General features: G+C 59.1%; 23 protein-coding genes. 22 read left to right on the top strand and 1 reads right to left on the bottom strand.

Features of this window, described 5'->3' with window-relative positions:
• Nucleotides 1–7 precede the first annotated feature (7 nt).
• The 22 genes from AB4N74_RS10900 to AB4N74_RS10795 all read left to right on the top strand — a co-directional run bounded on the left by AB4N74_RS10900 (nucleotide 8) and on the right by AB4N74_RS10795 (nucleotide 18,366).
• Entirely contained in the window at nucleotides 8–511 is a 504-nt protein-coding gene (locus AB4N74_RS10900; RefSeq protein WP_460100066.1) for a DnaT-like ssDNA-binding protein, read from the top strand.
• Between the two features lie 2 nt (nucleotides 512–513).
• The gene (locus tag AB4N74_RS10895; protein WP_460100063.1) at nucleotides 514–885 is read left to right on the top strand and encodes a hypothetical protein; all 372 of its coding nucleotides are present in this window, start codon (nucleotides 514–516) and stop codon (nucleotides 883–885) included.
• Nucleotides 882–1,478, top strand: a complete 597-nt coding sequence (locus AB4N74_RS10890; protein WP_460100060.1) for a hypothetical protein — start codon at nucleotides 882–884, stop codon at nucleotides 1,476–1,478. Before AB4N74_RS10895 ends, AB4N74_RS10890 begins: the two co-directional genes overlap by 4 nt.
• Nucleotides 1,475–1,891, top strand: a complete 417-nt coding sequence (locus AB4N74_RS10885; RefSeq protein WP_099759313.1) for a phage tail terminator-like protein — start codon at nucleotides 1,475–1,477, stop codon at nucleotides 1,889–1,891. The genes AB4N74_RS10890 and AB4N74_RS10885 overlap by 4 nt, the downstream gene beginning before the upstream one ends.
• 72 nt (nucleotides 1,892–1,963) lie before the next feature.
• Complete coding sequence (locus AB4N74_RS10880; RefSeq protein ID WP_460100058.1) at nucleotides 1,964–2,617, top strand: phage tail protein; 654 nt, start codon at nucleotides 1,964–1,966, stop codon at nucleotides 2,615–2,617.
• Nucleotides 2,618–2,620: 3 nt separating this feature from the next.
• Complete coding sequence (locus AB4N74_RS10875) at nucleotides 2,621–3,004, top strand: phage tail assembly chaperone (RefSeq protein ID WP_310219791.1); 384 nt, start codon at nucleotides 2,621–2,623, stop codon at nucleotides 3,002–3,004.
• Nucleotides 3,005–3,051: 47 nt separating this feature from the next.
• Nucleotides 3,052–3,315: a DUF1799 domain-containing protein gene (locus AB4N74_RS10870; RefSeq protein WP_460100055.1), complete on the top strand. Its 264-nt coding sequence runs from the start codon at nucleotides 3,052–3,054 to the stop codon at nucleotides 3,313–3,315.
• A 10-nt stretch (nucleotides 3,316–3,325) separates the two neighbouring features.
• The gene (locus AB4N74_RS10865; RefSeq protein ID WP_460100052.1) at nucleotides 3,326–6,313 is read left to right on the top strand and encodes a phage tail tape measure protein; all 2,988 of its coding nucleotides are present in this window, start codon (nucleotides 3,326–3,328) and stop codon (nucleotides 6,311–6,313) included.
• A complete protein-coding gene (locus AB4N74_RS10860; protein WP_016774017.1) occupies nucleotides 6,313–6,651 on the top strand; it encodes a phage tail protein in 339 nt (112 codons plus the stop codon). The genes AB4N74_RS10865 and AB4N74_RS10860 overlap by 1 nt, the downstream gene beginning before the upstream one ends.
• A 9-nt stretch (nucleotides 6,652–6,660) precedes the next feature.
• The gene (locus AB4N74_RS10855; RefSeq protein WP_460100049.1) at nucleotides 6,661–7,410 is read left to right on the top strand and encodes a phage minor tail protein L; all 750 of its coding nucleotides are present in this window, start codon (nucleotides 6,661–6,663) and stop codon (nucleotides 7,408–7,410) included.
• A gap of 358 nt (nucleotides 7,411–7,768) precedes the next feature.
• Nucleotides 7,769–8,287 (top strand): hypothetical protein, encoded by a 519-nt coding sequence (locus AB4N74_RS10850; protein WP_460100046.1) that lies wholly within the window; start codon nucleotides 7,769–7,771, stop codon nucleotides 8,285–8,287.
• Between the two features lie 40 nt (nucleotides 8,288–8,327).
• The gene (locus AB4N74_RS10845; RefSeq protein ID WP_460100043.1) at nucleotides 8,328–9,092 is read left to right on the top strand and encodes a C40 family peptidase; all 765 of its coding nucleotides are present in this window, start codon (nucleotides 8,328–8,330) and stop codon (nucleotides 9,090–9,092) included.
• Between the two features lie 95 nt (nucleotides 9,093–9,187).
• Nucleotides 9,188–9,532, top strand: a complete 345-nt coding sequence (locus tag AB4N74_RS10840) for a superinfection immunity protein (protein ID WP_460092230.1) — start codon at nucleotides 9,188–9,190, stop codon at nucleotides 9,530–9,532.
• 64 nt (nucleotides 9,533–9,596) lie between these two features.
• Nucleotides 9,597–10,019: a hypothetical protein gene (locus AB4N74_RS10835; protein WP_460091089.1), complete on the top strand. Its 423-nt coding sequence runs from the start codon at nucleotides 9,597–9,599 to the stop codon at nucleotides 10,017–10,019.
• Nucleotides 10,020–10,061: 42 nt separating this feature from the next.
• Nucleotides 10,062–10,670, top strand: coding sequence for a tail assembly protein (locus tag AB4N74_RS10830; protein ID WP_122843581.1), 609 nt, complete (start codon nucleotides 10,062–10,064; stop codon nucleotides 10,668–10,670).
• A 58-nt stretch (nucleotides 10,671–10,728) separates the two neighbouring features.
• Entirely contained in the window at nucleotides 10,729–14,292 is a 3,564-nt protein-coding gene (locus tag AB4N74_RS10825) for a TipJ family phage tail tip protein (protein WP_460100039.1), read from the top strand.
• 602 nt (nucleotides 14,293–14,894) lie between these two features.
• The gene (locus tag AB4N74_RS10820; protein ID WP_460100036.1) at nucleotides 14,895–15,311 is read left to right on the top strand and encodes a hypothetical protein; all 417 of its coding nucleotides are present in this window, start codon (nucleotides 14,895–14,897) and stop codon (nucleotides 15,309–15,311) included.
• 26 nt (nucleotides 15,312–15,337) lie between these two features.
• Complete coding sequence (locus AB4N74_RS10815) at nucleotides 15,338–16,534, top strand: phage tail protein (RefSeq protein ID WP_460091084.1); 1,197 nt, start codon at nucleotides 15,338–15,340, stop codon at nucleotides 16,532–16,534.
• Nucleotides 16,534–16,953 (top strand): tail fiber assembly protein, encoded by a 420-nt coding sequence (locus tag AB4N74_RS10810; protein WP_460091083.1) that lies wholly within the window; start codon nucleotides 16,534–16,536, stop codon nucleotides 16,951–16,953. The genes AB4N74_RS10815 and AB4N74_RS10810 overlap by 1 nt, the downstream gene beginning before the upstream one ends.
• Nucleotides 16,954–17,025: 72 nt before the next feature.
• Nucleotides 17,026–17,448, top strand: a complete 423-nt coding sequence (locus AB4N74_RS10805) for a cell wall hydrolase (protein WP_460100033.1) — start codon at nucleotides 17,026–17,028, stop codon at nucleotides 17,446–17,448.
• Nucleotides 17,448–17,954 (top strand): lysis system i-spanin subunit Rz, encoded by a 507-nt coding sequence (locus tag AB4N74_RS10800; protein WP_460091080.1) that lies wholly within the window; start codon nucleotides 17,448–17,450, stop codon nucleotides 17,952–17,954. The genes AB4N74_RS10805 and AB4N74_RS10800 overlap by 1 nt, the downstream gene beginning before the upstream one ends.
• Before the next feature lie 181 nt (nucleotides 17,955–18,135).
• The gene (locus tag AB4N74_RS10795) at nucleotides 18,136–18,366 is read left to right on the top strand and encodes a hypothetical protein (RefSeq protein ID WP_460092229.1); all 231 of its coding nucleotides are present in this window, start codon (nucleotides 18,136–18,138) and stop codon (nucleotides 18,364–18,366) included.
• On the opposite strand, the gene AB4N74_RS10790 is transcribed toward AB4N74_RS10795, so the two are convergent.
• Nucleotides 18,367–19,047 carry an SOS response-associated peptidase family protein gene (locus AB4N74_RS10790; protein ID WP_460091079.1) on the bottom strand — a complete coding sequence of 227 codons (681 nt, stop codon included), beginning with the start codon at nucleotides 19,045–19,047 and terminating at the stop codon, nucleotides 18,367–18,369. It abuts the gene before it with no gap.
• Between the last annotated feature and the right edge of the window lie 14 nt (nucleotides 19,048–19,061).

Genomic DNA, 19,061 nt, shown 5'->3' with positions numbered 1-19,061 from the left:
CTGATTCATGACTCTCATCATTGAGGACGGCACCGGCAAGCCTGACGCCGAAAGCTACGCATCCGCCGAAGATCTGGCCATGTACGCCGTGAAGTTCGGTGTGGTCATCCCGGCGGAGGTGCCAGCACAGGAAGCGCTACTGCGCCGGGCCGCGCTGGCAATGGACGGCATGACCTGGAAAGGGCGAAAGTCCAACAGCGAGCAGGCCCTGTCCTGGCCGCGCCGGGGCGTCGAGCTGGATTACGAGATCAAGCCCGACAACTATCTGCCGGCGCGAATCCAGTACGGTCAAGTGGCGCTGGCAGCCGAGATCCACACCGACGATATCGACCCGGTCGATCAGCGTCAGGGGGCGGTAATTCGCGAGCGAGTCGAAGGCGCGGTCGATGTTGAATACGCCCCGATCAGCAACAAAAGCGGCAGACTATTGCCGGCCGCGCCGGACCGTCCAAGCCGAACCCAGTTCGCCGATTACTTGGCCAAACGAGGCCTCTTTGCTGTAAGGGCCTGACTATGAATGCGTTCTACGACCGCACGGCCGCTACCGCTCTGCGATTGATAACGCAGTTCGGCCAGCCCGTAACCATCAGCAAGACAGAGCCGGGTGAGTACGACCCTGAGACCGGTGGCGACACGCCGGGCGCCGCCATTGAGCAGACCGCCCAAGGCATCCTGCTCGATTTCACCGGTCAGGAATTCCAGAACAACAGCCTCATCAAGCAGGGCGACAAGAAGCTCAAGATCGCCGCGCAGGGGCTGGAGTGGGCGCCTGAGTTACTGAACAAGGTCGTTGTTCAAGGTCGTACCTGGTCAATCGTCCCTCCCTTGAAAGAAATCAACCCGGCCGGCACACCGATTCTCTATGAATTGCAGGTGAGGTCGTGAGCCGGGCGGGCGCCGGTCAATCCGGCAGCTTCGCGCTGAGTCTCGCCGAGTTTGCGGCCCAGACCAGCGAAGCCATCGACGCCAGTGTGCGCGAGATCATCATCGAGGTCGGCAGCAGCCTGATCCGCATGTCTCCCGTCGGTAACCCGGAGATCTGGGCGCAGAACGCGATTGCGACCGAGTACAACAAGGCCGTCGACGACCACAACAGCGCTTTGCGCAGTGACCCGGCCAACCTCACGAAGGGCGGCAGACTGAAGAAGGGCCGCAAGCTCAACGACGGCATGGACATCAAGGCGCCAGAAGGCTACGTCGGCGGCCGGTTCCGCGCGAACTGGCATATTTCCCTCGGTGTGGTCGAAAGCGTCACCTTCGACGAGGTTGACCCGAGCGGCGCCGAAACTACCGCCGCGCTGGTCGCCGCGATGAGCGATTTCACTGCCGGCCAGATGGCTTACATCATCAACAACTTGCCCTATGCGATTCCTCTGGAGTTCGGCCATTCCACTCAGGCCCCCGGCGGAATGGTTCGGGTAACCGTGGCCCGCTTCCAGCAGATCGTGCAGGAGGCCATCAGGAATAATCAGGTATGAGTCACGCGATCATCGCCTCTATCTACGAGGCAAAGCTCATCACTTGGAATAATGCCAAGCCGCAGAAGTTGAAGATCGTCTTCGAGAACATTGCCTATACGCCGTTAGCGGATGAAACCTATCTGCGGGCGTTCACGATCCCGGGCGATACCGCGAGCAACACACTCGGCGGCGATCATCGGCTGTTTACCGGCTTGTTTCAGGTAAGTGTTATTGCGCCAGCCGGTACCGGGAAAACGAAGACTAATCCGATCGTCGATGAGCTGACGAGCCTGTTCCCTCTGTACTCTCGGGACACGAAAGGAGCAGTCACTGTGGTGACTATGTCGCCAGTCGACCAAGGGCCCGGCATCACCGGTGATTCTGCGTACACCGTCCCGGTCTCGTTCTCCTATCGAGCCGACACCAACTAATCCGCCCATTGGGCAAACCCAGAGCCCGCCATTGAGCGGGTTTTGTCATTTCTGCACAGAGGAAACACAACCATGGGCTTTCGACTCCCCAACGGCGCCACGCTCGAAATCGCATCTGCATTCGGCCCTGCCATTCCTGTCACAGCGCTGAGCAATGCCAACCCAGCCGTGGCGACCGCAGCAGCGCACGGCCTGTCTGATGGCGACATTATCGCTGTGACCTCGGGCTGGACTCGCTTGAATGATCGGGCTGCCCGCGTTGCGAGCAGTCTGACCGGTACTTTTGCGCTGGAAGGCATCAACACCACCAACCTCCAACCGTACCCGGCGGGCTCCGGCGCTGGCTCCGTGCGCGAAGTCACCGGCTTTACCGAGATCTCGCAGATCACCGACTTGAACTCCAGCGGCGGCGATCAGCAGTTCCTCACCTTCGGCTTTCTCGCAGATGACGATGATCGCCAGCTTCCAACGACCAAGAACCCAATCAGCATGGCGGTCACTGTCGCCGACGATCCTGACCTGCCTTACGTGGCCATTGTCGAAGCGGCTGACGAAGACAAGCAGACCCGTGTGCTTCGCCTGAACCTGCCAGGCGGTAGCAGCATCGTCTACAACTGCTACGTGTCGATCACGTCGACCCCAGCGCTCAGCCGCAACAACCTGATGACCCGAGTCATCACTCTGTCGCTCGCTGGCCGCCCAACCCGTTACGCAGCGGCGGTGTAACCAATGGCCAAGATCAAGATCTCCCAGAACCCGACCTTCAAGGCGAAGGTCGCGATTCCGCGTGTTGGCGCTGAGCCAGTCAGCGTTGAGTTCGAGTTCAAGTACATGGATCGACTGGCCCTGGCCGCTCACTTCGATAAGTGGAATGCGGCACGCGACGAGCATGCCAAGAAGGTGCAGGAAGACGAACTGAACTGGCAGGAAGCGACCGGCGCCGAAATCGCGCTGCAGGTCGGCCAGCTCAAGGACATCATCGAGGGCTGGGGCTTCGACGAGAAGCTCTCGGACGAGTCGCTGACGGCGTTGGTCACCACCTGCATTGGCGCTCCTCAGGCTGTGCTTTCCGCGTACCAGAGCGCGTATCAACCGGCCCGCCTGGGAAACTGACCGGCGCCGCCCGCGTCCTGTACGAGCCCGGGCCGTCTGAAGCTGATTTGGCAGCCTTCGGCATGACACTCGCTGACATCCCTGAAGAAGAGTACGAGGTCTGGCCAGACAACTGGCCGGCCTTCCTACTGTTCGAGGCGATGTCCACGCAGTGGCGCGTAGGCATGGGTGGGGCCACCGGGCTGGACTACAACGCCTTGCCGCCGGTGGCCTCGATGCTGGGCATGAAGCGGCGCGACATCCCTGAAGTCTTCCACGACATTCGAGTCATGGAAGCAGAAGCCATGCTCGTGATGAGCGAATCGAAATAACGGAGCCCGCATGACTTCTATTGCTGAACTCGGCATCAAGGTCGATTCGACCGATGCTGCGCAGGCGAGCTCCGACCTCGACAAGCTTACGGCGGCGGGCGCGCGGGCTGAGAAAGCCGCAGAAGGCGTCTCTAAAGGTGCTGACAAGGCCTCGACATCGATCAAGAATCAAAGGGACGAGCTGAGCGATCTGCTTGGGCAGATTGACCCGACCGTCAAGGCGTTGGGGCGTCTGGACGAGCTCGAAAGCAGACTGGCGAAGCACAAGGGCATCGGTTTAGATGCTGCGACGTTCAGCGAGTACCAGGCCAAGATCAATCAGGCTCGCACCGAGCTGACGCGCTTTGATGACTCGCTTTCGCGAACTGGGAATACTGCGAAACAAAATGCCGCAGCGTTGCGTGGCGTGCCTGCGCAATTTACCGATATTTTCACGTCTATTGCCGCAGGTCAGCCGATCACAATGGTTGCCTTGCAGCAAGGCGGACAGCTTAAAGACATGTTCGGCGGGATTGGCCCTGCCGCTCGAGCTCTCGGCGGCTACATCCTTGGACTCGTAAACCCTTACACCGTTGCTGCTGCTGCGGTGGGTGCGCTGACGCTGGCCTATTACAAGGGCAGCCAAGAGGCCGACGAGTACAACAAGGCAATCATCTTCACCGGCAACTCTGCCGGCACAAGCGCTACTCAGCTGGCGTCGATGGCGCAGCAGGTAAGCGCAACGGTTGGCACTACTGGCGCTGCTGCCGAGGTACTGGCAAAGCTGGCAGGCAACGGAAAAATCGCCAGCGGCAGCTTCGAAGAGATCACCGAAGCCGCTCTGCAAATGGAAAAGGCTACCGGCAAAGCCATCGACGAGACGATTGCTGAGTTCGCGAAGATCGCCAAGGATCCGGTCGCAGCCGCCAAGGAGCTGAACGACCAGTACAACTTCCTCACTGCCTCGGTCTATTCGCAGATTGTGGCGCTGAAAGAACAGGGCGACACCATTGGAGCGGCCAAGCTTCTCACCGACACCTATGCCGACACGATCAAAAATCGAACCGGTGAGGTGACGGCGAATCTCGGCCTGATTGAGGGCGCCTGGCAGAAGATCAAAGCAGCAGCGGCCGGTGCGCTGGACGCGACTCTGGATGTTGGCCGCACCCAGTCAATTGATTCGCAGATATCCAACTACCAGAAAATCCTTGATGGGCGTAAGTCCGGCGGTTTTCTATCATCGTTTTTCGGCGACGAGTTGGGCGCCGATAGCCAGTCGACCAAGTTCCTTGAGCAACAGATCGTTCTGCTGCAAAAGCGCAAGGAGGAAATAACCGTCGGCGCCAAGGCTGACGCTGACCGCGCAAAAACCGAGCGCGACGGGATCGACGCAAGCCTGCGACTCAAAGCAATCAGCGATTCGAACCTCACCAATGAGGAGAAGCGCAACAAGCTGATCAAGGAGTACAAACGGGACGTTGAGGCGCTGCGCAAGGCGAACCCGAACGATCCGCTGGTGCAGGAAGCGGTTGTCTCGAAGACGATTCAGAACATCCGCGACAAGAATAAGGACCCGAAGGCAGCTACTGGTTCTGTCAACCTGACCGAGTTCAACGACTCGAAAAACCAGCTGTCGCTGATCCTCGGCGAATACAAAAACGCCCAGAAGGAGCTGGAGGCCGCGCAGAAGGCCGGATTGATCACACAGGAAGACTACCTGCTCAAGCGCCAGGCGCTGATCGGCAATGAGCGCGACGAGGTAACCGCCGCGTATCAGTCCGAAATCAGCTCGCTGGAGGCTGCCAAAGGCAAGGCCAGCACATCGGCCGCGCAACGCATCCAGCTCGACCAGAAGATCGCCGATGCCAGGGCTAACATGGTCAAGGCCCAGAAGGAAGCCGACAGTGAGCTCGAAGTCATCGCGACGAACGAGCAGGGCCGGCTTGCCAAGCAGGCGCAGGCGATCAAGGTCTACACCGATGCTCTCGATCAACAGAACGTCGCCCTACGGCGCGCCGGGGGCCGTGCAGCGGATGGCGTCGGCCGTGGCGACCGCGAGAACGCCATCAATGGCGAACTGAACGGAATTGCCGATCGAGCCAACCAGCAGCGTCTGGATCTCGCTCGGGACAGGGCCGACAAGGCGCGCAACATGAGCGCCGAGGAATACCAGGCCAAGCTGGATGCGATCAACAGAAGCGAGACGGACCTGAGCGAAACAGTGCTCAGCAACTACGAGCAGATGTCGGCCGCGCAAAGCGATTGGCGCAACGGTGCAACCTCGGCGTTCAGCAACTATCTGGAGAGTGCACGCAACATTGCAGGCCAAACCCGCGACCTTTTCAGCAATGCCTTCAGCTCGATGGAGGACGCGGTCGTCAACTTCGCCATGACCGGCAAGCTTTCGTTTGCTGACTTCACCAAGTCGATTCTGGCGGACATGGCGCGGATAGCAACTCGACAGGCCAGTTCGGCGCTGCTAAGTAGTCTCGTCGGCGCTGCAACCAGCTACTTCACCGGAGGCGGTGGGGGTAATGGATTGGCGGCAGGATCCGCTGGCGCAACGTCATCCAACCTCGGGGCCTCCCAGGCTGGTTACTCGTCCACCTACTTTCAGGCTGACGGCGGGGCGTGGGCCAACGGCGTGCAGATGTTCGCAAATGGCGCTGCGTTCACCAACTCCGTTGTGAGCAAGCCGACAGCGTTCGGAATGGCTGGCGGGCAGACTGGCGTCATGGGTGAGGCAGGGCCAGAGGCAATCATGCCACTGACCCGCACCGCCGGCGGTCAACTGGGAGTTCGTGCAATCAGCGGTGGCGGGAGTGGTGGCAGCAACGTCTACAACTTCCCCGTCGCAGTGTCGGTGCAAACCCAAGGCGGCGGCGCGGCCAGCACGGAAGACACCTCGCAGTTGGGCAAGGGCATTCAACAGGCGGCGAAAACCGAAGCTGAAACTGCAATTGCCCGAGCGCTTCAGCCAGGCGGTTCTATCTGGCGTCTTACAAATGGGAGGGGCTGATGGCCATCGAAAAATTTACTTGGCCGACTCAGCATGGTGATTCTCCCGAGATTTCCTATCGGGTACGCACCTCGCAGTTTGGCGGCGGCTACAAACAGGAAGTTGGCGACGGGCCGAACAACAAGGAAGACGCGTACCCGATCACCTACAGCGGCCCTCAAGCCAAGGTACTGGAGATCATGGCGTTCCTTGATCGGCACGCCGGCGCGAAAGCCTTCCTTTGGACGACTCCCTTGGGCCAGCTTGGCCTGTTCACGTGCAAGAACCCCGTGCCCACTCCGGTGGGCGGTGGGGTTTTCAAACTTACCGCCACGTTCGAGCGTGCATTCCATCCATAAGGGGCAATCATGCCGCTGATCAGTGACATCCAGGTGCTTGAGCCTGGCAGCGAAGTGCTGCTCTTTGAATTGGACGGCACGGACTACGGCGCGGACGTGCTGCGCTTTCACGGGCACGCGATTCCGCACACGGCGGCCGAGTTGATCGCCGCCGGCGCCGACGCGGACCAGTTGCCGGCGAAGGCGATCTACTGGCAGGGCAACGAGTACAGCGCCTGGCCGATGCAGATCGATGGCATCGAGGCGAACGGCGACGGCACAGCGGTCCGGCCAACTCTGTCGGTGGGCAACGTGAATGGGCGTATCACCGCGCTCTGTCTGGCGTTCGAGGACTTGCTCGAGTTCAAGCTGACGATGCGGCACACGCTCGGCAGCTACCTCGACGCCGCGAACTTCCCCGCCGGCAATCCAACGGCAGACCCAACCCAAGAAACGATCGAGGTCTGGTACATCGACCAGAAAACGAACGAGGACGGGGAGACGGTCAGCTGGGAACTGGCCAGCCCGGGCGATGTGGGTAATGAATCGATCGGGCGGCAGGCCACAACGCTGTGCCACTGGTGCCTCACCGGCGGATATCGCGGGCCGAACTGCGGGTACACCGGGCCATACGTCACGAAAGATGGCTTCGTTACCGACAACCCCGAACTGGACGAGTGCGACGCCACACTGGGCAAGGGTTGCATCCCGCGCTTCGGAGAGGGTAACCCGCTGCCGTTCGGTGGATTTCCCGCTGTGAGTCTCGTGGCAAGATCATAGTAGAATGCCTTTGTGGCTAGGGTAGCTCCCGAAAAGCCGGCCCCTAACCGGTCTGCCACTCCCACATTTAGGGTTCATGCTGTAGGGGTGTGAAGTGAAAGTAAAATATCCATCAGATTTAGTGGGATTGCGATTTGGCAATCTCACAGTCGAAAGCAAGCAACCGAACGACAGACCGTACAAAACCAGCTTGTGGAAATGCATTTGCGATTGCGGAGAATCGCGAGTAGTCCAGCGAAGCGCGCTTGTGTGCGGGATACAGGTGTCATGTGGTTGCTACAATAAAAAGCGCGTAATCGAAACTCATACCATCCATGGATTGCACGGGCACTCAGCCTACGGTACGTGGAAGGCGATGATGGACCGCTGCTATAACCCGCTTAGTAAGGACTATCCAGATTACGGAGGCCGCGGAATCCAAGTTTGTGAAGACTGGCAGGAAGTCGCTGGTTTTATCGCTGGGATGGGCGAAAAGCAGAAAGGTCAGAGTATCGATCGAATTGACGAGAACGGTGACTACGCGCCCGGCAATTGTCGCTGGACCGACGCGATGGGCCAAGGCGAGCACAAGCGCAATAACGCGATGGTGAACCATCAAGGTGTTACAAAGCATCTCGCTGGGGTTTGGCGCGATACCGGGATGAAGGAGTCGACCCTATACAATCGACTCAAAGCTGGTCTAACCGTTGACGAGGCAAGTTCTAAGCCTGTGAGAGAGCACAACGCCACGCTGGTAATTGATGGTGTTGAAAAGACGCTAGTCGATTGGGCTGTAGTTGCTGGAGTGACACGCAAGACCATTCGCAACAGAATGAACGCAGGACTTGTGGGTGCAGATGTGCTCAAACCTCCGATATCAAAGAGAACTCCAAATTAGTTAAGGGCGCTTCGGCGCCCTTTTTGTTGAGTGAAAATAAATGCGAAAGCACATCTTGAGCGCCATCCAGGCGCACGCGGCGGCCGAGTACCCGAAAGAGTGCTGCGGGCTGCTGCTCGCGATCGGGCGTAAGCAGCAATACTTCCCTTGCGCCAACATCTCGACCGAGCCGAACGAAGAGTTCCGGATCGATCCCGAGCAATACGCAGCGGCCGAGGATGTCGGCGAAGTGATCGGCGTCGTGCACTCGCATCCTGACGCTACCAGCCGCCCTTCACCGCGCGATCTCGCCATGTGTGAGGCGACCGCGCTGCCGTGGCACATCCTGAGCTGGCCAGAGGGCGATTTGCGTACCGTCATGCCATCCGGCGAGGTGGCTTTGCTGAAGCGGCCTTTCGTGCACGGCGCCTGGGATTGTTGGCAGGTGTGCGCCGATTGGTACAAGCGCGAATGGGGCCTGGAGTTCGAAGCCTTCAAGCGCGCCGATGGCTGGTGGGAGAGCAAGGACAACACCAGTATGTACGAGGCGAACTATGAGGCTGCCGGCTTCTACCGGGTCGACCAGCCGCAGCGCGGCGACATGATCGTTATGGAAGTAGGCCGCACGGTTTACCCGAACCACGCCGGGATATTCCTCGGCTCTGATCCGGTGCTACCGGGTGAGGATGCTGCGACCTTCGGCCCCGGGCCGTTCCTGCTGCACCACCTGTACGGCAGGCCCAGCGAAATCATCATTTGGGGTGGTCCATGGCTCGATCGCACACGCCTGATTCTCAGGCACAAAAACGCGCGACCAAACACATGATGCGAAGCTTCATCGGTGGGGTTACAACTAGCTATAACGCTGCCTTTGGATAGTGATAGATTGCTGCGATCAATTTAGAGAGGTGAGTATTGGAAATGTTGGACATTGGAATGGCGATAGTTTTCATCTTCTTGACGATCGCCACATATTTTTTGCCTTCATTCAATGCTTTCAGTCGAAAGCACCCGGATAGATGGCCTATTTTTATGCTGGATCTTTTTCTCGGCTGGACCATCATTGGCTGGGTTGTTTCGCTCGTTTGGTCCGTCTCCCCAATACCATCTGCAGACACGACACGCGCTCAGCCTCAGCCTCAGCCTCAGCCTCAGTCTGAAGAAGACAAGTATCAGAAGCTCGAAAGAATCGGTAGCCTGAAGGAGAAGGGCCTGCTCACTGAGAGTGAATTTGAGGCTGAAAAGGCCAAACTCCTGCAAAGCTAAAATAGAGCGAATAGATCTCGTTCTATTTCTTTGCTTTTAGCGAGCAAGACACAAGGAAAAAAACATGCGAGTTTTAATAGGGGCGCTGGCGGTATCGCTGTTGGCGGGGTGTGCGACGTCGCCGACGCCTTCCAATGAAGCCAAGCAGGCTCCGGCCAGCCAGCTGTCGGCCTACCAGGCCAAGCCATCAGGGGCATATGGGACACTGCAAGTGATCCGCGACTCTGGGCAGACCGGAAGCCTTTGTTCAATGGCCGTTTTTATCGATGGCAAACAAGCTGCCAAGCTCGACCCGGGTCAGAAGGCATCTTTCTATCTGCCGCCTGATTCGGTTTCAATTGGCGCCGCTTACACCGGCTCTGGCATCTGCTCCATGGGTGCAGCCCGAGTGGAGCGGGAAGCGATCGTCAAAGACGGCGCAGTGAAGAAATACCGAGTTTTTACTGGGGGCGACGGGCAGATCGACATATTGCCCACGACCCTCTGATCAGACCGCCTGCGGGCGGTTTTTTATTGCCTGGAGAATGGCATGTGCTCAGCAATTACCTACACGCCAATGACGAAAGTCATGCTGTCCGGCTCGCTTGCGAAGAAGTTTTTTCGAAGCAAGCAATTCCTGCTCGACGGCGGATCGGCCGTGGAGGTGTTCCGTGCGCTCAATGCGACCATCGACGGTTTCGCTGAGGAAATTAAACGACTGGAACGCCTTGGACTGAAGTTTGCGATCTTCAGGAATCGCGCAAACATTGGGATGGATGGATTCGATCTCGGCGGTACGCGCGAAATTCGCATCGTTCCGGTGATTGCCGGGAGCAAGCGCGCCGGTGGACTGCAGACCATCATCGGCACGGTGATGATTGCCGCAGCCTACGTACTGTCATTCACTCCGTTTGCAGCCGCATCGCCGTTTTTGTATGCGGCCGGCGCGTCGATGGCCATCGGAGGTGTCATCCAAATGCTCAGTCCGCAGGCCTCGGGCTTGAAGCAAAGTGCCTCGCCCGAAAACTCCCCGTCCTATGCCTTCGGTAGCGCCAAAAACACCACGGCCAGCGGCAACCCGGTACCGATCTGCATCGGAGAGCGCCGGTGGGGCGGGATGATCATCTCAGCCTCCATCCTGGCTGAAGACAAAGTGTAATCAGGACAGCAGCACAACGACCGCCCGCGAGGCGGTTTTTTTATGCCTGGAGGAAAGCATGGGCGCAGCAGCACAGATCGATATCCACGGCGAGAAGGGCGGCAGCAGCAAGCCGAAGTCGCCGACCGAAGCCAGCGACAGCCTGCGCTCGACCAACCTGGCCAAGCTGCTGATCGCCGTGGGTGAGGGTGAGTTCGACAGCGTCCCGACTGATTACGACATCTACCTGGACAACACACCGATCCGCGATGCCAGCGGCAACTACAACTTCCCGAACGTGAAGTGGGACTGGCGCCCGGGATCGGTGGATCAGACTTACATCCCGGGCATTCCATCCGTGGAGAACGAGACGTCGCTGAACATTGAGCTGCGCAGCGATTCGCCATGGGTGCGCTCGATCACCAACACTCAGCTTTCGGCAGTGCGCATGCGTCTGGCGTGGCCGGCGCTGCAACGCTCCGATGATCAAGGCAACGTCGGCGGGTACCGTATCGAATACGCGATCGACGTGGCCACCGATGGGGGCGCCTATCAGCAGGTGCTGGTGGACGCAGTCGACGGCAAAACCACCACGCGCTACGAGCGCTCGCGCCGCATCGATCTGCCTGACGCCACCACCGGCTGGCAGATCCGCGTGCGCCGCCTGACGCCGAACCAGAACACCAACAAGATCGCCGACACCATGCTGGTGGCCGGTTATACCGAAGTCATCGACGCCAAGCTGCGCTACCCGAACACGGCGCTGCTCTATATCGAATTCGACGCCGAGCAGTTCACCAACATCCCGGCCGTTACCGTGAAGTGCAAGGCACGGCGCTGGATGGTGCCGAGCAACTACGACCCTATTCTGCGCACCTATACCGGGACATGGGACGGTTCGATGAAGTCGGCCTGGACCAATAACCCGGCGTGGATCACCTACGGCATCTGCACTGAAGACCGCTTCGGCTTGGGCAAGCGCATCAAGCCGTTCATGGTCGACAAGTGGGAGCTGTACCGAATCGCCCAGTATTGCGACCAGCTGGTACCGAACGGACTCGGTGGGCAGGAACCGCGCTTTCTCTGCGACATGAACCTGCAGGGCAAAGCCGACGCCTGGTCGCTACTGCGCGATATCTCGGCGATCTATCGGGGCATGACGTACTGGGCGCAAGGTCAGCTTGTGATGCAGGCGGACATGCCGCGCGCGCAGGACTTCGACTACGTCTTCACCCGGGCCAACGTGATCGACGGCAAGTTCTCCTATGGCAGCGCCTCGGCGAAGACCCGTTACACCCGGGCACTGGTGAGCTACGACAACCCGGCGAACAACTACGATACCGACGTCATTCCGTTCGCTGACCTGGATCTGCAGCGCCGCTATGGCGATCGCCCGACCGAACTGAGCGCCATTGGCTGCACCCGAGCCTCCGAGGCCCAGCGCCGTGGCAAGTGGGCGATCCTCAGCAACAACCAAGACCGGACCGTGTCGTTCAAGACCGGCATGGAAGGTGTGATTCCGCTGCCGGGTCACATCATCCCGGTGGCGGACTCTTTGCTGGCGGGCCGCGAAGTCGGCGGCCGGATCTCGGCGGTGGCGGGGCGGGTGGTCACGCTCGATCGTGATACCCAGGCCAAGGCTGGTGATCGTCTGATCATCAACCTGCCGGGCGGACGCGCAGAAGGTCGTACCGTGCAGAGCGTCACCGGCCGCGCCGTGACCGTCACGGTCGCCTACAGCGAACCGCCGGTTGCACAGCTGCAATGGGCGCTCGACGCCGATGATCTGGCCATTCCGCTGTACCGCGTTCTTCGCACCAAGCGCACCACCGAAGGCGATTACGAAATCAGCGCGCTGCAGTTTGAGCCGAGCAAGTTCGCTTTCATCGACACCGGCGCACGACTGGAAGAGCGCCCAATCAGCGTGATCCCGATCACCGTTGTTCCGGCGCCGGCGAGCGTTTCGCTGTCGTCGACTTCATCGGTTGTGCAGGGTCTGGCCGTGGCCACCATGACGATCACTTGGCCGGCCGTGGATGGTGCGGTCGGCTATGACGTGGAATGGCGCAAGGACAGCGGCAACTGGATAAAGCTGCAGCGCACCGGTATGACCAACGTGGACGTGGTCGGTATCTATGCCGGTGCCTACGTGGCCCGGGTGCGCGCGGTGAGTGCTTTCGACATTACGTCTCCGTGGCGCAACTCGATCCTGACTAACCTCAGCGGCAAGCAAGGGTTGCCGCCGGCGCTGGCTTACCTGACCGCTACACCGCTGTTGTTCGGCATCTATCTCAAGTGGGGCTTCCCTGCTGGCGCCGAGGACAGCCAGCGCACGGAGATCTGGTACGGGCCGACTACTGAACTGGATGCTGCGACCAAGCTGACAGACCTGGCCTATCCGCAGAGTGATTTCTCCATGCTTGGCCTGCGCGCCGGCGTGACCTTTTACTTCTGGGGCCGCATCGTCGACAAGATCGGCAACATCGGGCCTTGGTATCCGATCGGCCTTGGCGTGCAGGGGCAATCCAGTTCTGAATCCAGTCCGATATTGGAGATGATCAAGGGAGAAATCGGCCGCACGGAATTGGGTCAGGACATAGTCGATGAGATCGACAAAATCCCGGGCTTGCAGGAGCAGATCGATGCGCTCGACGGCCTGAAAGGCTACAACCCCGATGACACTTATGAAGAGTACGACCTGGTGGTGCAGGGCAAGCGGATCTACCAAGCCACCGGCCCGGTGCCGCTCAACATGCCACCACCGAACCCGCTCTACTGGCTCGATGTCGGGCAGACCGTTGAGACTGCGAACGGACTTGCCCAGCAGGTGGCTACCAACACTGCCGAGATTACCGAACTCGACGGTGTGGTCACCGCGCAAGCAACGGCATTTCAGGCGTTGCGGGCGTCTTTCCGTGATGATGATGGCGAGGGTGAGCTGGCGGATGCGTTGAAGGGGTGGAGCAGTACTGCATCCATTGCAACCGAAGAACGGGTGAGGGCATCTGAGAACCTGGCCAGCACACAAAAGCTCACTACCCTTGATTCCAAGGTCGGCGAGAACGAAGCAAATGTGACAGAGCTTCGCCAGACGGTTGCAACCGATAAGGAAGCCACAGCACAGGCGATCACCCAGGTAAACGTCAAGGTCGGCGAGAACACTGCTGCCATTCAGGAAACCTCAACGGCGTACGCAGATACCAGCGGAAAGCTCTCGACGATGTGGTCGGTGAAGATGCAAGTCACAGCGAATGGGCAGTACGTTGCGGCAGGCATTGGTCTGGGCATCGAGAACACCGGGGCCGGGCTGCAGAGCCAGTTCCTGGTCAGTGCCGACCGGTTCGCCATCGTTAACACCATCGCCGGCGGGGCCATCTCGGTTCCGTTTGCCGTGCAAGGCGGGCAGGTGTTCATGAACTCGGCGTTTATCCAAGACGGGACGATCACCAACGCAAAAATCGGTAGCTACATCAGCTCCACCAACTACATCGCCGGCCAGCAAGGCTGGATCCTGAACAAAGACGGCACGCTCGAAATCAACGGCATCGTTCCAGGACAGGGGCGTCTGGTGATCAACTCACTGAACGTCTCGGTCTACGACGCCAACAATGTGCTGCGCGTTCGTCTCGGCTATCTGGGGTAATCAATGGCGCTATTTGGACTGCGTGTCTTTAACGAGAGCGGTCAGCTCGCTATGGACACCAACAGCTTCACCTATCAAGTGATCTGGCAGGGTGTCATCGATTTCAGTGGGTCCGTTCCTAGCTACACGCTGAATATTCCGGGTTTCAACCCGGCCAACTGCGTGTTCATGATCATCCCAACGAGGCTGCAGGACGTTCAACCGTCAGAAACCGACGGATCAGGGAACAGCAAATCTTATCCGTACGTGACGGTATCAGTGGGGCAGGTTGTCGTTAGGTTCAGAAATCCATCGGCTACAGGTTCGACGATCGGAACAAGGGTTGTCGCGAAGGGTTATGCAATCAGGTACGCAACATGAGTTACGGTTTTCAGAGCATCAATGACAACGCTTTCGTGCAAATCGACTCGGAGGCTCCACGGCTTTGTATGCTGACGCGGGGATCGTACTCAGGGACGGCCAATGCCACGGCAACATTTTCTCGCGCAGTAATGAGCCAAGATCCGCCGCTTGTTTTCATTCGACCTGATCAAACGGGAGTAATTCAGGTTCCGTATTCGGTCTGGTTCACCGGAGGGCCTGGCAACTGGACGGGGTTTTCGATGAACGCCTCAAAGGTCAATGAGTCGTTGAGCGGTCAGTATTTCGTTGCGGCATGGGCGTCGATGGGCACCGCCTCGTACGGTCTTCGCTTATGGGATCAGAACGGTTCGCTTTGCTATGACAGCGGTGCGCCGGCGGTCATCGTGACATTCGCGGCGGGAGACTGGACGTATATAGGTACGGAGCAACTGAGCGTTGGTCGCCGATATATCTGGGGCATCAACAAAGCGCTTGGAGCAGGGGAGTACGTATCTATAAACCCTTTCACCATGGCCTGTCATAACGATGGTACCGGCGGTAGTTGCGCGATCGGCGTCGATTACGCCAACGGCCGAATCATGATGTACAGCCTCGCTTTCACTGCATGGACCAATCAGGGCCACCGCCCGTTTCTCTGCGCCAAATTGCTGGCCTGATCCTCTTACTTATTTGGAGATACTCTATGCCCTGGTACAAGTCCGGGACGGTTTCTGTCGTCCAAAATTCCAACGCAGTAATCGGTACCGGCACTGCATTCATTGCCAATAGCCGGGTCGGCGATGCCTTTCGTGGCCCTGATGGTGGTTGGTACGAGGTGACCAACATCGCCAGCGATACCGCGCTGTCGATCTCCCCAAACTATCAAGGCGTCACCGCCGCGTCCGGGGCCTATGCGCTGGCGCCGATGCAGGGCTACGTCAAAGACTCAGCTGATGCTTTGCGTGCGCTGGTCAATCAGTTCGGTGGCGTCTTGGCGGTTTTGGGCGAGACCGCAACTCAGGAGGGGGTGCGCGCGTCTCTCAACTTGACGAACACAGATGGCCTCCCGGAGGGGGCAACCAACAAGTACATGACTGCGTCGGGTGTTCGCAGTACAACGCTCACCGGCCTTGATTTGACGGTGAAGACGCCGGTTGTCGCGACCGATACCGTGTTGGCAGCTCTCGGCAAGTTGCAGGCTGCCAAGGCTGATACCTCAAGCCTGAACACGGTGATCGATACCGCGCTGATTTCTGGCTTGGTCCCGTCTCGACCATCGCCAACGTCGCTTACATTCTCCACAGGTACGGCATACATCCCCGGTCTTGGCCGGAGAGTGACGGTCTCTACGGAAATCACTCTGAGCTCGTTGGCGCTGCCTTCATCAGTTTGGCATTACGCCTATCTGTACGAAAACGCTGGAGCAGCAGCGATTGAATTGGTCACGACCGCTCCAGCAGCCCCATACACGGGCACCGCTCGGACGAAATCCGGCGATACCTCACGGCGATTCATTGGTGTATTCCGCTCAAACACCAATGGCGGCGTCCTCGGCTTTGCGATGGGCAGTGATGGGATACTAAATTGTCGGGACAACCTTATCGCGGCACCGTACCGTGTTCTTTCAAACGGAGCGGCAACCGCTCAGACCATTGTTGTTACCTCGGCAATTGTGCCAATCAACGTGACAAAGACTGTTCGGCTTAACCTCAATAACAACGGCACCCCTGTAGCCAACCTTGCTCCCGGCAACTTCAACGTAACCATGATCGGGGTAGAGCCAGGTGGAAAGGTGTCATGTGACACGACGCTGGATGAGTCAGGAAACCTTTGGTACTTCAATTCTGGATCAGGCGGTTCGCTTTCAATTGATATTTCCGGTTACGGGATGGATAGATGATGCCTTACGCAATCACAAGCTACGGCTGGCGCGCGGTTGGCGACGACTTCACCGATGCAGATCTGGCAGAAGGTGAAAGCCTTGTTCAGGAGATTCCGCAATCGTTGATTGATGCGATCGCCGCCCAGGATTTATTGCGAGAAACGACGGCCGATCTCAATGCGCGGACCCGCCTTGCGACTGCCCAGGTCACTGCCCTGCAGGGTCGAGTCGATGCGATCAACGATGCCATCGACGGCGATTACGCTTTGCCGGAGGAGGTTGAAGAAAAACCGCACCGAGTGGCAATGCTGGCCGAGTGGAAAAAGTACCGAGTGTTTCTCGGCCGCGTGACCGGCCAGCCGATCTGGCCGACGGCGCCGACTTGGCCAGAACAGCCGGCGCTCTATAACGATGAGACAACGGTCGCCCGCGCTTAGATCAAGCTGTTTTAGGTAGTTACCCCGAAGATCCCGCCAACAGGCGGGTATTTTTTTGCCTGGAGAAAAGTTATGCCTGTAACCGAGAAAGAACGCGACATCCTTGCCCGCACCCTGTGGGGTGAAGCTCGCGGCGAAGGTACGGCCGGCCAGATCGCCGTGGCTTGGACTATCCGCAACCGTGTGTTCGATGGCAAGACCAATTCGTGGTGGGGCGAGGGCTACGCCGGTGTGTGCCAGAAGCCATACCAGTTCAGCTGCTGGAACAAGACCGACCCAAACTATCAGTTCCTGATCGGCGTGAAGCAGATACCGTTCCGCGAGCTGGCGCAATGTCGGATCGCTGCTGACCAGGTGATCGATGGCAAGGTCCCGGATCCCACCGGCGGCGCCACGCACTATTACGCCACCAGCATCAAGGCCCCGGCCTGGGCGGCGAAGGCAAAGCAGACGCTCAAGTTGGGCGGGCACGTCTTCTTCAAGGATGTCCCGTGATGGTCGTTCCGTGGAAAGCGGTTGGCGCGATGGCCCTGGTGCTGATCGGCGGCGCCGGCGCGTGGCAGTTTCAGGACTGGCGCTACGGAAAGCAGTTGGCCGAACAGGCGCGACTGCACGCCGAAACCCTCAATCAACTGACCCAGGCAGCGGCCACCGCGCAGCAGGCTGAGCAGGACAAGCGCATGGCCCTCGAACAGCGGCTGGCGACCAGTGAGCAAACCCATTACAGGAAATTGAGCGATGCCCAACGTGACCAGGATCGCCTGCGCGATCGCCTTGCCACTGCTGATGTGCGGCTGTCAGTCCTCGTCGACGCAGCCGACGCTGCCAAAGGCTGCGACGTGCCAGCCACCTCCGGCGCCGGCGGCGTGGATCATGCAGCCGTACGCGCCCGACTTGACCCGGCGCATGCTCAACGAATTATCGCCATCACCGACGAGGGCGACCGGGGATTGATTGCGCTTCAGGCATGCCAGGCATACGTGAATAATCTGCGGCAGTGATGGCGCCGCGCCATTCTTGCGAGGTCGCAAGCCGTGAACCATCATTTAGACTCGGACGGGATGAATGGTGAACATGGACAAGCAACTGGCGGGCTACTCAATTCTGATGACGATTATTTGGGTTTCAGTCGTTCTTTCCATCATGTATTGGATGTCGTAGTGAAGGTAATGGGTGGTTGAATTGGAAGGCGTGGTGCTGAGCGAGAAGATGCAGAGAGAAGCGGATCGGCTGCTGGCTCAGATTGTCCGGGCAGATTCGATGATTATCGCTGTGAAGGCGGGAGCGCGGGCCGATGGCTTCGTGCTTGGACTGGAAACCGGCGGCGCTTTGCGCACCGGTGATGCTGAACGGCTGTACATCACTTTTGAAGCAGCGCTGGTGGAGCGCCTGAAGACTTTGGCCCGGAGCTGATCATCCGACCGGTTTGATCAGCTCCGGGCCCTGGTTGCGGACATTCCCGACCGCTCGGTCGACCTTGAACCACTCGAAAACCTCTGTCGGCTCGCCCTGGTGCAGCACCAACTGTTCGGCGCGCTCTTTCGGTGTAGCCGGGTCCAGCCATTCCCGTGCAAGCTCCGGAGAAAGTACCACCGGCCGACGGTCATGGATGTCGACCATCCCACCGGCACTGTCGGCAGTGATAATCACGAAGCCGTCGTGCTCACCGGGGTCATGTTCTTCATTCGGGTATTGGCCGATGGCGGCGCACAGTATCGGCGACTGATCCCGATGTCTGATCAGGTAGGGCTGCTTCTTTGGCCCACCTTCGTCGACCCACTCGAACCAGTTGTTGATCGCGATGATTGCGCGATGTGGCCAGATTGCGCGAAAGAACGGGCCGTGGGCGACTTTCTCAACTCGTGCATTGATCGGCGCCGCGCGATCCTTGGCCCAGTGCGGGCGCCATCCCCAACGGACCATATCGGCATGCAGGAACTGGCCTTCCTGGTGAAAGAGAGCGAGCTGCGCAGTCGGCGCGGCGTTGTACCGTTCGAAGGGCTGTTCCCCGGTCGAATTGATCAGGGCGTTCGGCATGCTGAGCGCCTCCACGAAGTCGTGAATGCCGCTGTATTGGGAAAGTCGTCCGCACATTGCCAAGCCCTCGC

Source organism: Pseudomonas sp. H3_C08 (genome assembly GCF_054669455.1).
The sequence above is the reverse complement of the archived record's forward strand: the minus strand, read 5'-3'. Positions and strand labels throughout refer to the sequence as shown.

Coding starts and splice junctions, on each gene's coding strand:
- AB4N74_RS10820 (WP_460100036.1), top strand. CDS start 14,895: ATGAACGCCTCAAAGGTCAATGAGTCGTTGAGCGGTCAGTATTTCGTT.
- AB4N74_RS10825 (WP_460100039.1), top strand. CDS start 10,729: ATGGGCGCAGCAGCACAGATCGATATCCACGGCGAGAAGGGCGGCAGC.
- AB4N74_RS10850 (WP_460100046.1), top strand. CDS start 7,769: ATGGACCGCTGCTATAACCCGCTTAGTAAGGACTATCCAGATTACGGA.
- AB4N74_RS10830 (WP_122843581.1), top strand. CDS start 10,062: ATGTGCTCAGCAATTACCTACACGCCAATGACGAAAGTCATGCTGTCC.
- AB4N74_RS10855 (WP_460100049.1), top strand. CDS start 6,661: ATGCCGCTGATCAGTGACATCCAGGTGCTTGAGCCTGGCAGCGAAGTG.
- AB4N74_RS10790 (WP_460091079.1), bottom strand. CDS start 19,047: ATGTGCGGACGACTTTCCCAATACAGCGGCATTCACGACTTCGTGGAG.
- AB4N74_RS10845 (WP_460100043.1), top strand. CDS start 8,328: ATGCGAAAGCACATCTTGAGCGCCATCCAGGCGCACGCGGCGGCCGAG.
- AB4N74_RS10880 (WP_460100058.1), top strand. CDS start 1,964: ATGGGCTTTCGACTCCCCAACGGCGCCACGCTCGAAATCGCATCTGCA.
- AB4N74_RS10800 (WP_460091080.1), top strand. CDS start 17,448: ATGGTCGTTCCGTGGAAAGCGGTTGGCGCGATGGCCCTGGTGCTGATC.
- AB4N74_RS10810 (WP_460091083.1), top strand. CDS start 16,534: ATGCCTTACGCAATCACAAGCTACGGCTGGCGCGCGGTTGGCGACGAC.
- AB4N74_RS10875 (WP_310219791.1), top strand. CDS start 2,621: ATGGCCAAGATCAAGATCTCCCAGAACCCGACCTTCAAGGCGAAGGTC.
- AB4N74_RS10865 (WP_460100052.1), top strand. CDS start 3,326: ATGACTTCTATTGCTGAACTCGGCATCAAGGTCGATTCGACCGATGCT.
- AB4N74_RS10895 (WP_460100063.1), top strand. CDS start 514: ATGAATGCGTTCTACGACCGCACGGCCGCTACCGCTCTGCGATTGATA.
- AB4N74_RS10805 (WP_460100033.1), top strand. CDS start 17,026: ATGCCTGTAACCGAGAAAGAACGCGACATCCTTGCCCGCACCCTGTGG.
- AB4N74_RS10815 (WP_460091084.1), top strand. CDS start 15,338: ATGCCCTGGTACAAGTCCGGGACGGTTTCTGTCGTCCAAAATTCCAAC.
- AB4N74_RS10835 (WP_460091089.1), top strand. CDS start 9,597: ATGCGAGTTTTAATAGGGGCGCTGGCGGTATCGCTGTTGGCGGGGTGT.
- AB4N74_RS10885 (WP_099759313.1), top strand. CDS start 1,475: ATGAGTCACGCGATCATCGCCTCTATCTACGAGGCAAAGCTCATCACT.
- AB4N74_RS10860 (WP_016774017.1), top strand. CDS start 6,313: ATGGCCATCGAAAAATTTACTTGGCCGACTCAGCATGGTGATTCTCCC.
- AB4N74_RS10900 (WP_460100066.1), top strand. CDS start 8: ATGACTCTCATCATTGAGGACGGCACCGGCAAGCCTGACGCCGAAAGC.
- AB4N74_RS10840 (WP_460092230.1), top strand. CDS start 9,188: ATGTTGGACATTGGAATGGCGATAGTTTTCATCTTCTTGACGATCGCC.